Below are 12512 nucleotides of genomic sequence, written 5' to 3'. Positions count from 1 at the left end.
TGAAGCACTTAGGTAGATTCCCGGATTACCCAGACTGTGTAGTAGTCCTAACATGGAACCCATACAAGCATTACACAAAAAATTCACTACGGGGGTAGTAAACATGAACAGCACAGCGACTAATCAGCGAGGGTTTTCACTCATCAACGGCATCATTGCCCTGGCCGTTGTAGGCGTACTTTTCGGCGCTGTTGTACCTCAGGTTACCGCCATCGTGCTCGACAACCGTGCTACCACCGAAACCGAAGAGATTGCCAGAGCCTTGAACCTGGCGCGCTCGCAAGCGGTTACCCTGCGCAAACAGGTCATTGTCAGCGCCCACAACGCCGATTGGTCACAGGGCATGCAAATTTGGGTAGATCACAACGCCGATAAGGCCATGAGCGAAGACGAATTGCTCTATCGCCTGCCAGCCCTGATCACCGGCGCCTCCCTGAAAGAGCGCTCAGAGCGTACCGAATTCAGTTTTGACACCCGCGGCTTTGCCCGCACCGCTATTACTTTCGACTATTTAGCCGAAGCCGGCTGCAACTGGAACCACGAGATCAAGGTGAAATACACCGGTCGTACCACGCTTAAGGACAGTGGCTGCCTTTAAACCACTGGCCAGTTATCCCTGGCGCATTACGCGCATGCTTCCACGCCACCTTCGGGTGGCGCTTTTTTTTTTGGGGCTCAGGCACCGTATTTCGACCCCTGAAGTTAGCGCTCACTTACTTATGGCGGCTTGTTATCTCGAATTCCGAACCCCGAGTACGCGTATCTACGAATGTTTTAAAAGCGCCCCAATACCTACCATTACTACACGCGGTGCGACATTAGTGACACACCGCTTCAAACACAAAGTCGGTTTAAACCGACAACAGGGGGTAAGACATGAACACTCAACGCAAAAACACTCAGGGCTTCACCCTGGTCGAACTGCTCACCGGCATCGCGATAGCCGCCATTCTACTGGGCTCAGCTGGCCCTAACTTTTTCGAGTTTGTGCAATCTTCACGCTCGGCAACGGAATACCGCAGCCTGCTCAGCGGACTGCAGCTGGCTCGCTCTGAGGCCATTACCCGAGGCGTTTCTGTCACCGTCAGCGCTAGCAATGGCGCCGACTGGCACGACGGCTTTCGTGTCTGGGCTGATGAGGACGGGGACGGCACCTACGACGCTGGCGAAGAGATAATGGAAATCTCGAAGTTCGAATCTGCGGCAACAATGACTGAATCAAACAATACCACCGCCTTCACATATACGGCGGAAGGCTTTCTAGACGCTGTTGCTGGGACAAGTTTTATGCTTTCCTACAGAACCAGCAAACAATGCAAGTGGGACCGTGACATAAGCTTGGTCTACACTGGTCATGTGAGCGCCAGAGAAAGAGCATGTACAGAATAACTCCAGCCAGAAACCGGAAGGCTGAGAGGGGGGCAACGTTAATAGAAGTCATGGTGGCGACATTTATCACCGCCCTTGGCGTCTTGGGCGCAGCTTCCCTTCAGCTCAACGCGATAAAGTTTAACCACGTGGCTAACACTCGATCCCACGCTACCCTACTAGCCTATGATGCGCTAGACAGGATGCGAGCGAATCGCACAGCGGCTGTCGGCGGACGCTACAACATTACCCTGTTCGACAAAGCCCCACAGAGCTCGGATTTCATCGCACAAGACTTGCGCGACTGGCGGGAAGAGCTCGCCGCCCGCTTACCCTCCGGCACCGGTTCTATCACCGTGAATGGAGACACAGCTGTAGTCGTTGTCCAGTGGGACGAATCGCGGCTCAATGAAACCCGTGAGGCAGACAGCGACGACTTCGCCCAGTTTCGCTTTGAGAGCCGCTTATGACCATGAGGTATAGAAAGACACAAAGCGGCTTTGGCCTTGTTGAACTCATGATTGCGATTACACTTGGACTCGTGCTCTCCGCGGCACTGGTGCAGGTTTTTGTCGCCACACGATCCAGCTATCGAGTACAAGAAGCGCTGGCACAGATACAGGCTTCCAGCCGCTATGCTATGCACTTTATGGGCAAGGATATTCGAATGGCCGGTTATCACGGCTGTGCCTCCATTGACTCCGCAGCGCCAAACAATTGGGCGGTAGACACCCCTGACGACTACATTCTCAACGAAAACACAATGATTGTTGGCTATGACAACCTCGGAGCCACCAATCAATTCAACGCAGTGCCTGGCACCGACGCCATCACCGTAAGATTGGCTTCAGCAGACTCCGCCCGGCTGGAAAAAAACATGGACGCATCTAACGCCAACATCCAAGTCTGGGCCAATGCGTTTAAGTTTGATGTGGGCGATATTGTTATGATTACTGACTGTGTCAGCAGCGACATCTTCCGCATCACCAGCATGTCTAAAGACTCCGGCGGCAGCGTCACGATTTCTCATTCGGTGTCCACAAATGGCAACACACAGCCGCATTTGTCAAAGTCCTACAGTGGCGATGCCCAGTTTGTAGCGGTCGAAACCGTTCACTACTTTATCCGCGACACCGGGAGAACGACCAGCGATGGCGAGCCAATTCACGCACTGTATGTGCAACGCCGCAAGCAGGATTCGCAAGGCGGCGCATTGGCGCCTGCAGAATTGGTAGAAGGCATAGAAAATATGCAGATTACCTACGGTGAAGACACTAACAATACCGGGGCTGTCGACACGTATGTCGACGCCGCCTCCGTTACAGCCTGGGGCAATGTGAAGAGCGTGCGGATTGAACTGTTAGTCGCCAGCCAAGAAGAAAATGTGGTCGGACAGACGGGCTCAGCCACCGAACAGCGACTGCGTTTCAATGGCCAGGATGTAAACAATACCGATGGACGCTATCGCGCTGCCATTAAAAACGTCTTTACCATCCGCAACCGGGTGCGCTGATATGAAGTCGACACGCCTACGCAGTATAAAGCAGCAACGCGGTGCTGTATTAATCGTTGCCATGGTACTGCTGACCGTTCTGACCCTGCTGGCAGTATCTTCCATGCAGGTAGCCACACGTCAGGAAAAGATCGCCGGCAATACCCGCGACCGCATTCTCGCTTTTCAATCAGCCGAGGTCGCCCTGCGAGAAGCCGAGGCTCAACTTGAGCAGGCAACACTGCTGGATTTCAGCGGTAGCAATGGACGTTTCGAGGTATGTCCCAAAGAAGACACTCGCGCGGCCTGCGACACCCCCGACTGGCAGGACCCAAAATCACCAGGCTGGATTGTCCTGAACAGCAAAATCGAGGGGACAAGTCGCGCGCCGGAATACGTCATAGAAAAATACCCCGCCACCGACAACACCGTTGGCGGGCTTGACTCCGACCGCCCCAAAGCGCCTGAAGAGACTTTCCGTGTTACCGGTCGTGGATTCGGCAGCACAACTCGCTCCATGGTGGTGCTTCAAACAACCTATCGCAGGAATTGATTATGCCTTTGAACCGATTAGTACGGTTTGTCAGCCCATTTTTCTTTGCTGCCTGCCTGCTGCTTGCACTGCCTGCTGCAGCCGGCGATCTTGTTGGCACCATCACCGCACTGCCAGGCGGCGATACTGTCGAGATTGATAATCGCGGCTACCGCATGAGCGCCAACGCGCTAATCGGTAAAGCGCCAGACAATAAGTCTTCACTGAAACTCAAACATCTGGTGGTTGGCCAGTCCGTACACATTATTACATCGGGTACCCGTGTTACGACACTGCGTGTCTTGCATCAGCCCGATGAAATACCCGATTGAGGATTAACTCATGAGATTAGGACACGCTGTAAAAGGTCTGATCACCGCCGCCAGCCTTGCGGGGCTAGGCTTGAATGCGCAGGCGCAAAGCAACCCTTGTGAAGCTTCACAAACCCTAGTTGCTTTCGGCTCACCGAGCCAAACAAACACAACGACCCTGACCAACATCGGTACAATTACAACCGTAGAAATCCTAGAAGAATCCACGAGCTGGTCCACCTGCTCACTTAACAAGTTTTTGTTCACAGACAATGTATTCACCACCCTACCTGGCTGTCGAGCAACATTTAAAATCACAGGTGAAAAGGCCAATTGCAGCCCAGAGGCACCCACCGGGATTTCTCAGTTGCCATTGTTTTTGACCTCGCAGAGTTCACCCAACATCATGTTCTTGATGGATGACTCTGGCTCCACGCACTGGGAGCTAATGCCTGATCAGGCCATTCATCGAAACGTAGCTAATGGTGACATCTTCTATCTTTTCCCACGCGCCGATGGTATCTACGGCGGGACCGAATACGCTAACAATGTTGCGACTGTCGACAATGTCGCCTTCAATGCACGGGCGCGTTCACCGCAACAGAACAGTATTTATTACAACCCCGGCACAACTTATGAGCCGTGGATAAAGGCGGATGGCACAACCTACCCCAACGCAAACCCCGAGTGTGCATTGCACCATCCTGAGCGCGTAGGCATCGGACCCGAATACTGCCGTAATCTGGTTCTGGCAAATACCAACTACAACAGCAACGACTGGCGCAGCTGCGATGCAGCCGGTACTTGCAATATCGATACCGCTGTCAAATTCTTTTGGCCTGCTACTTACTTCTGGCAACAGGGTGATGACCCGTGGGATTTTGGCAGCTACAAGAAAACCGAAATACGCCCCATAGAACTCACTTATAGAGGCGAAGGGCGTCAAAACCGTCGCGACTGCGACGAAGCGGGTAGTGCTAAGTGCACCTATACGGAAGAAATTCGCAATTTCGCAAACTGGTACACTTACTATCGTTCAAGAGCACTATCGGCCAGAGCCGCTGCCGGTTATGCCTTCGTTGAGCAGACCGAGGGGCTGCGGGTTGGCTACGGCACACTGAACACCGCCGCCAATGACGTTGACGGGGTCAGCACCAAGGTAATCTCCACAGGTGTTAGGTCGTTTGTCGGCAAAGACAAGGAAAAGTTCTACAACAAGCTCTACAAAGACCCTTTCAGCCGTGGCGGCACGCCACTGCGCCGGGCACTGGACACTGCAGGGCAGTATTTTCTGCGAACCGATAACGATGGCCCCTGGAGCGCCAAACCTGGCACAAGTGATGCAACCCCTCATCTGTCCTGCCGCCGCAGCTACACCGTGCTGATGACCGACGGCTACTGGTCTGGTGGCAGCAACCACGAAGCGGGAACGGCTGCAGCGCGAGAAAACAACGACGGCACCAATGGTCCTTCCCATGTGGACGTCAGCGGCGGGACCGCACAATACGTGGTTCAGGCACCTTTCAGCGACGCTCTGAGCAATACCCTGGCCGACGTGGCCATGCATTACTGGAAAAACGACCTTCGGCCGGATCTGAAGAACAACGTACCGGTACTGGCTCGCAACCCCGCTTACTGGCAGCACATGTCTACCTTTGGCATTGGCCTCGGCGTCAAAGGGAGTGTCGACCCCGCCACCGCCAAAGCAGCCGTAAAAACCGGGGAGGCCATAGCTTGGCCAGATCCTTCGCCGGCAACTGGTTCGTGCACGGGGGCGATATGCAATGCTCGGATTGACGACCTCCTGCACGCCGGCATAAACTCGCGCGGCGGCTTTTTCAGCGCCAATGACCCCAAAGAGTTCGCCAAAGATCTCGCTGCGGTATTGAATGCCATATCCGTCGACGCCTTTTCGTCCGCCGCCGCCATTGCAACAAACTCGACAAAACTGAACACTAATACAGTGATCTACCAGGCGCGTTTTGATACCCGCGACTGGTCCGGGCAGCTGGTAGCCTATGATCTCAACCCAGATGGATCCCTGAAAAGCACAATCTGGGATACCGATGACAGCGGCTCTATTCCTGCTCACACTGGGCGCAACGTTTTCACGGCAATCGGTGATTCCGGAGTCACCTCTACCTTGGGCATTGCCTTCAGCGAAGCCAACTATCTGAACCTGACCGCATACCAACAAAACGCGTTGAGTGGCGGCGGCACAGAGCAAGATGGGAAAGACACGTTGAATTGGCTGCGCGGCGATCAGTCCAAGGAAAGCGAAACTGGCTTACGCGTGCGTAACAAGCTGCTCGGCGATATCGTTAACTCTGACCCCATTTATGTTGGTGACACCGAGAACTTCGGGTTTTCGGTTCTACCAGGAACTGAGGGCACCAGCTATGCCGCTTTCCGCGGTGAAAACGGAAAGCGTGGCCGCCGACAGATGCTTTACGTTGGCGGTAACGATGGCATGCTGCACGGTTTTGATGCCAAAACCGGCAAAGAAGTATTTGGGTACATTCCACTAGGCGTGTACGACAACCTCAACAGCCTCACCAAAAATGACTATGTACACCAATATTTCGTTGACGGATCGCCGCTGGTTTCAGACGCTTACATTAGTAGCAGCTGGCGCTCCGTACTCGTAGGAGCGACCGGCGCGGGTGGTAAAAGCGTTTTCGCACTGGATGTTACCAAGCCCGACAGTGTAAATGCATCGTCATTGCTGTGGGAGTTCTCCACCAGTGACGCAGCTACCGACAAGCTCGGTGTTGCCATGAGTGCGCCGACGATTGTGCGACTGAAAGCCAACGACAAATGGGTAGCCATTTTCGGAAACGGTTATAACAGCAATGACAATGTCAAATTGATGATCGTTGATCTGGCGACAGGTGCCTTGCTCAAAGCCATAGACACGGGCGCCACCGGTTTTGACAATGGACTCGCTTCGATTGTACCCGTGGACACCAATGCAGACCGTATTACCGATTATGTCTACGCCGGAGACCTGGTTGGCAACTTGTGGAAGTTCGACCTAACAGATAACTCGATGTCGGGCTGGCGCGTGGCTTACAGCGCAGGACCGGACCCCGCGCCGGTGTTCAAAGCGGTAGATCGCGATGGAAACCCGCAACCCATCACAACTCGCCCGGTTGTAGGGCGACACGCCGAGAGTGGTTTAATGATCTATTTCGGCACGGGTCAGTTTTTCGAGGTTGGCGATGAGCTCATCACCAACAACCCACAGGTGCAAACCTTTTACGGTATTCGCGATGATGGCAATACGGTCAGCCGCAGCCAGTTACTGGAACAGACAATTATATTCGAAGGCTTTGCGGATATCGTTAACGACACCAGTACTACCGCCGACGACGAAACGACCAAGCAATCCGTGCGTGTAATCAGTAACAATGGCGCCGGCAGTGCAGCCTCGAAAGGTTGGCGACTGGATCTGATTTCACCCAGCGCAACCAACGGCAATGGGGAACGCGTCGTATCATCGCCCGTATTGCGCGCTGACCGCATAATATTCAGCAGCACAATACCCAACCCGGATTCCTGTGGCTACGGCGGTACCAGCTGGCTGATGGAAATCAATGCGCAAAATGGCGGCCGGCTCGACTATTCCGCTTTTGATATGAACGATGATATGTTCTTTACCGACGGTGATTTCATCGAGGTCAACGGCGAGTACTTACCCGTAAGCGGTCTTGGCCAGGATGACATCATTGAAGCACCGAGCATCGTCAGCGCTGGGGATGTCGAATACAAGTTTGTGGCGGGCTCAAGCGGTCGCGTTGGTGTCACCCGGGAAAAAGGTTCAAACACGTCATTGGGCCGACAGTCATGGCGACAACTTAAATAAGAAGGAATGCCAATGAAAAGTAAAGGCTTTACGCTGATTGAACTCATGATAGTTGTTGCTGTAATCGCGGTACTGGCCGGCGTCGCCGTACCGGCCTATCAGGAGCAGATAGCAAAAGCCAAGCGCGCCGATGCTGCATCTGCGCTGGCCACTGGTGCACAGGCGCTGGAGCGCTACTACACAACTAACGGGACTTATTTGAACACCGATGGCAATCTCGCTGCGGTGTTCCCCACAAAAGCCCCCGATAGTGGTTCTGCAAACTATACGATCGCGGCGACAGGCACGCCAACAGCCAACAGCTTCACGCTGCGCGCGACCCGCACCGGCTCGATGGCCAACGACCGCTGTGGCAATCTTCAGCTCAGCTCAGTCGGGACACGTACACTGCACGACAATAAAACAGGAACAACCGTCGCCGATTGCTGGCGGCGCTAAAAAAACACAAAAACACTACTGGGGCACGGAAGCCTTACAGCTTACGTTGTCAGCAAACCATTGACCGTCAACCGGCGTCTGCCAGCGCAGCTTTTACCTCTTGCAGGTGCCGGCGGCTAATAACGGGCTCATCCTCTATACCGCGCAATAATGCCCGGTATCTGGCGCCGTCACGAACCACGCCGCGCAGGCAATCACGCGCAATCAACGTGTTGCGGTGGGCCCGAATAAGATACTGACCCCATGCCTGCTCCAATTGTTGCAGGCTCTCCCGCAGCAGCGCTTCACCACCGCTATGTACTGCAACAACATATTTCTGCTCGGCCTTGAAATAATACACATCCGCCAGAGCCAACCGCTCCACACCCTGGGCTGTCGTAACCAACACATGGGGGCTGACTGCGGTCACGGCCTCGTCGATCTTATGTTGCGTAAGCTTTTCAGCGCGTTGCAGCGCTTTTTCGAGTTTGGCCTGTTCGATAGGCTTTAATAGATAATCCAGCGCGGCCACTTCAAAGGCTGCCAGCGCATGCTCATCGTAGGCTGTGCAGAACACGACAGCTGGCGGGTGATCCCACGCCGCCATTTGCCGGGCGGCATCAAGCCCATTCATACCCGGCATCTGGATATCCATCAGCACTAGCGCCGGGCTGTATTGCTTTGCCAGATCCAACGCTTGGGCGCCATGACTTACTTCCGCGACGATTTCAATCTCGGGCTGAAGTTCCAGCATTCGCCGCAGGCGTTTACGGGCAGGCGCTTCGTCATCCACAATCATTACACGCATGGTATGGGTCACGCCTCTGGCACCAACGGAAAACGCATTTCCACCCGAAAGCGCTGATCCTTTTCTGACAATCGCAATTGGCCGCGATCGCCGTAGACACTGTGCAGGCGGTGGCGCAGGTTATCGCAGGCTAGGTGATTACCCGACGCGTCCACGAGTGCACGCTCTGCGGCAGATCTGTCTGGCAAAGGGTTTTCCACGGCAATACAACACTGCTCACCATCGATCGACGCCCTCACAACGATACAGCCACCGTCAGGAAGCCGCTGAATGCCATGCAGTATCGCGTTTTCCAACAAGGGCTGCAGACTCAGACTCAGCAGCGGTGTCTCGCTCTTAATTGAGGCGTCGTACCACTGCACTTGTAGGCGCTCACCAAGACGCATGCTTTCAATACGAAGATAGCGTTCGCACAGATCGCGCTCGGCACTCCACTGGCTGAATACTCGACTGTCTTGCAGATTGGCCCTGAACAGGGCCGCGAGATCCTCTACCGCAAGTTCAGCCTCGCGTGGACTGTCATCGATCAAGCTGGCAATCGTGTTGAGGCTGTTAAACAGAAAGTGAGGTTGGATGCGCGATTGCAGCGCTTGTATCCGCGCCTGCATTTCACTGTGTTCGCGCAGCCGCAACTGCCAGTTCAGGTAGAGATAACGCAGGCCGATACCCGTCACCACTGCTCCGATAAACAGATGCTGAAGCAAGCGCTCGGGGTAAAAACCGGGGTCAGAGCCAGTGGTAGACAGCAACCATTGTCCGCTCAGGGAATACAATGCCACAACGCATAGAACCAGCGCATAGCAGACTGATGCAGCCAGCAGCAGCGGAAGGTGTGACAGTGCACCGCGCACCATACACAGCACGGCGGCGGAAGATAGAAACACCAGCAGGCAAAACAGCGAGACTAACGAAAAGTACTGCCAATCCATTGGCCACAGACCGCGTTGTAAACTGGTTACCACCAGCGCCAGCATTTCGGCCAGAATGATGAGTACTAGCAAGGATTGGGCATTACACAGATCCGGCAGGAAAAAACTGTCGGCCCGTTGCGCCGGCTGCGTTATCGATACTTGTGCCAAAGACTTCACTCAATCGTACGCGTTGGCGGCAGTATAGCAAGTCACCGCGGGAAGAGCCCGCCTGGTGTAGACCAGGCGGGATGGCGCTTATTCGTAGTACCAGTAGGTTCTGTTGCGCTTGCCAGACAGGGATATCCCCGGAGTAATCGGGCTCTGCGGCGTTTCGCCCGGACCGATAGCGAAGGGTACGGTTTTGCCATCTATCTCCACCAGTCCATAGGTGGTGGTCGCAGGTAATCCGCCGCCAGGATAGATGCGGGCCTTAGATTCTCCCGTAAAGAAATCCACCTCATAGCCACGCGCAACCCCAAGGTTCGGGCCACACGCCTCTTCACTTGTCTGAGGCTGGTTTGTGGCGAAGTAGACTTTCCCGGCTACGACGGTCGGTGCATTGACGCCTTTTTCACCCTCGCTGTCTCCATTCGCTGCTATATGGCCTTCCAGCGTGATATAGAAACCTTTTTTCAAGGCTCGGATCTGGGTCAACGTTACCAATTCAAGTGCATTGCCGCTTGAATCTTCGTAACGCTTATCGGTTTCGTCGTAACTACAATCGACAATACTTGTCGCACTTGGGTCATAGCACTTGTAACCGGTGCGATCTACAAGGTCCGATTCGCCAATCGTCGCCGTGCCGGCGGCTACCGTACCGCCGCTGTTACTGTCTACCAGCAGATAGAAGCGGTTATCAACATGGTAGGCCGCAGCAGGCGCGTCAGCTTCGGATCGGGTATCGTAAAGCGGCTTTTCGCGATCGCCAGTGACCCCAACAACCAAGTCATAAGCATTGGATGGAATAACGTCTGGCGGAAACAGGAATTTGCGCGCGTTTTCACCGGTACCTCCCAACGCAGCAAATTTTGAGACACCCCAATCACCGGGTACGCTATACGTTGTCGGAATATCGATACGCCAGAGATTGCCGCCCATGTCACCCGCATACAAGCGATCCACATTGCCGTCGAAATCATTATCGAACAGTTTTATATCGGCGGCGAAAGATTTAGTCATTGCGGCGTTAGAAGAGCACTTGCTCTGATCACTAGAGGCGAGCACGGAACAATCTTTCAGCACCGCCCACACCAACGAGCCATCGCGAGTATCCAAGACAACCACACCACGCCCTTCATCAGTGGTAACCGCTGTTCCGCCACTGCCAACACCGGCCGGGTCTAGATCTTCAACATCGGCATCGTAACCTGCGCCAAAAATCAGCACCGGGCGATTATAACTGGCAATTGTTGCGACCTGCGGCGTCGACCACAACTGTCCAAACTCAGGAAAATCAGCTTTTGCTCTCTTCCAAAGAAACTCAGGGTTAGTAGGGTCTGTCACATCGAGCGCGTAGATAAACTTGCCGCCCCGACGCGGGGTCAGGTAGATATAAACCTTGCCTGCCGTATCCCCGGCATCCCTGAAATCCTGCAGGAACGAGGTGCTACCGTCAAAGAAATAGTCGCGACGTCTTGCTTCATCATCGGGAATACCGGGATACGCAACGCGCGGATAGTTTTTCAGCTGTCTCTCCAACTTGCCAAAAAACTCGGGCGCAATAAAACTCCAGAGCTCTCCACCTGGTCTGACGCCACCAATAGAGCGCGCCTGATTACCGTTCACCGCACGGAACATGCCGTCGTTTGAACCGTAAAACAGCACGATATCTTGGTCGCTACCTGTACTCGGATTATCCAGATCTCCAAAATTGATTACAGCGGGCCGCGAGTGCAATACGTCGCCATGAATGGAAGGGCGCACCGACATAGTACAGGTGTTACCACTTGAATCTCGTCGTTCACCATTGGTCTGCAGCGGGCAAGGCCCTTCCAGCACCTCATTACCAACATTGTCGGTTCCGCGCACCCAATTAATCAGTAAGTTCGCATTAAGTGTTGCGGTACTGCCCCCGCTACAGGTAATACCCGTCGTATACGCTACGTCGCCTCCATTAATTGCGACCATAAAGGCATCGGCGCTAATACGGTTCTCAACAGTTTCACTAAAAGTAGAGCCAATTAATGACGCATTGATATGAGTACCACCAGTATCTGGAGCACAATTTTTCAAAGTAAAGGGGTCGCCATTGCTCAGGCCATGGGCGGTTTGCTGTACGACGGCACGCTGGCTCCTCCGCTGCAGGCGGGTCAACGTCACACTACGTGTGACGCCTTTAAACGAATTACTACTTAATCTAATCTGGAAAAATGGTTCTTCGTCACCATCACCATCTTGATCCTGGCTGCCAACAGCCGTCACACTACAAGGAGTGCTTGTAGTACAGGCCCCGAATGCAACATCGTTACTGGCAATACCGACGGTATCAGCCTTAACAGCGTTATTGCCGTTACCAAGCTGCGTGAAAAACGCGGGAAAAACGACGGCACTATCATCGTCCAGAAAAAACTTACAGCTTCTTTGGTTATCGCATACGTAGGTTACTTTCATCGTTTGTAGCGGGGCTGTCGCTGAATATTGCCAATCCGACCCAATCGTGATGGTGACCGAGCTGGTGTTGGAACTCGATCCACCAATTGAGAAATCACTTTCACCGTAGTTCGTGGTGTTAAAGTCGCGTAGAGTGGTACAGCTCGTTGCATTACTGCATGACAGCACCTTGCGGTTTACATGGGAGTGAAGGTTGTC

Annotated in this window: 11 protein-coding genes; 8 read left to right on the top strand and 3 right to left on the bottom strand. The window is 53.9% G+C overall.

The window, feature by feature from the left end; translation table 11 throughout:
* Nucleotides 1-103: 103 nt before the first annotated feature.
* From ABYP39_RS13065 to ABYP39_RS13030, 8 genes are all read left to right on the top strand, one after another.
* Complete coding sequence (locus ABYP39_RS13065; RefSeq protein WP_372782927.1) at nt 104-598, top strand: GspH/FimT family pseudopilin; 495 nt, start codon at nt 104-106, stop codon at nt 596-598.
* Nucleotides 599-876: 278 nt separating this feature from the next.
* Entirely contained in the window at nt 877-1389 is a 513-nt protein-coding gene (locus ABYP39_RS13060) for a GspH/FimT family pseudopilin (RefSeq protein ID WP_372748275.1), read from the top strand.
* The gene (gene pilV, locus ABYP39_RS13055) at nt 1377-1838 is read left to right on the top strand and encodes a type IV pilus modification protein PilV (RefSeq protein WP_372748276.1); all 462 of its coding nucleotides are present in this window, start codon (nt 1377-1379) and stop codon (nt 1836-1838) included. The genes ABYP39_RS13060 and pilV overlap by 13 nt, the downstream gene beginning before the upstream one ends.
* The gene (locus ABYP39_RS13050) at nt 1835-2881 is read left to right on the top strand and encodes a PilW family protein (RefSeq protein ID WP_372782924.1); all 1047 of its coding nucleotides are present in this window, start codon (nt 1835-1837) and stop codon (nt 2879-2881) included. Before pilV ends, ABYP39_RS13050 begins: the two co-directional genes overlap by 4 nt.
* A gap of 1 nt (nt 2882) precedes the next feature.
* Nucleotides 2883-3413: a PilX N-terminal domain-containing pilus assembly protein gene (locus tag ABYP39_RS13045; protein WP_372748278.1), complete on the top strand. Its 531-nt coding sequence runs from the start codon at nt 2883-2885 to the stop codon at nt 3411-3413.
* A 2-nt stretch (nt 3414-3415) separates the two neighbouring features.
* On the top strand, nt 3416-3724 hold the full coding sequence (locus tag ABYP39_RS13040; protein WP_372748279.1) for a hypothetical protein: 309 nt from the start codon (nt 3416-3418) through the stop codon (nt 3722-3724).
* 10 nt (nt 3725-3734) lie between these two features.
* The gene (locus ABYP39_RS13035) at nt 3735-7568 is read left to right on the top strand and encodes a pilus assembly protein (protein ID WP_372782922.1); all 3834 of its coding nucleotides are present in this window, start codon (nt 3735-3737) and stop codon (nt 7566-7568) included.
* A gap of 12 nt (nt 7569-7580) precedes the next feature.
* The gene (locus tag ABYP39_RS13030) at nt 7581-8006 is read left to right on the top strand and encodes a type IV pilin protein (protein WP_372748281.1); all 426 of its coding nucleotides are present in this window, start codon (nt 7581-7583) and stop codon (nt 8004-8006) included.
* A 67-nt stretch (nt 8007-8073) separates the two neighbouring features.
* On the opposite strand, the gene ABYP39_RS13025 is transcribed toward ABYP39_RS13030, so the two are convergent.
* From ABYP39_RS13025 to ABYP39_RS13015, 3 genes are all read right to left on the bottom strand, one after another.
* A complete protein-coding gene (locus ABYP39_RS13025; RefSeq protein ID WP_372782920.1) occupies nt 8074-8793 on the bottom strand; it encodes a LytR/AlgR family response regulator transcription factor in 720 nt (239 codons plus the stop codon).
* Between the two features lie 8 nt (nt 8794-8801).
* On the bottom strand, nt 8802-9872 hold the full coding sequence (locus ABYP39_RS13020) for a sensor histidine kinase (protein ID WP_372782918.1): 1071 nt from the start codon (nt 9870-9872) through the stop codon (nt 8802-8804).
* Between the two features lie 87 nt (nt 9873-9959).
* Nucleotides 9960-12512: pilus assembly protein (locus ABYP39_RS13015; RefSeq protein ID WP_372782916.1), on the bottom strand; the 2553-nt coding region annotated here is incomplete at its 5' end.

Source organism: Litorivivens sp. (assembly GCF_041625495.1).
GTDB lineage: Bacteria > Pseudomonadota > Gammaproteobacteria > Pseudomonadales > Spongiibacteraceae > Litorivivens.
This window is presented reverse-complemented; position numbering and strand designations above follow the sequence as displayed.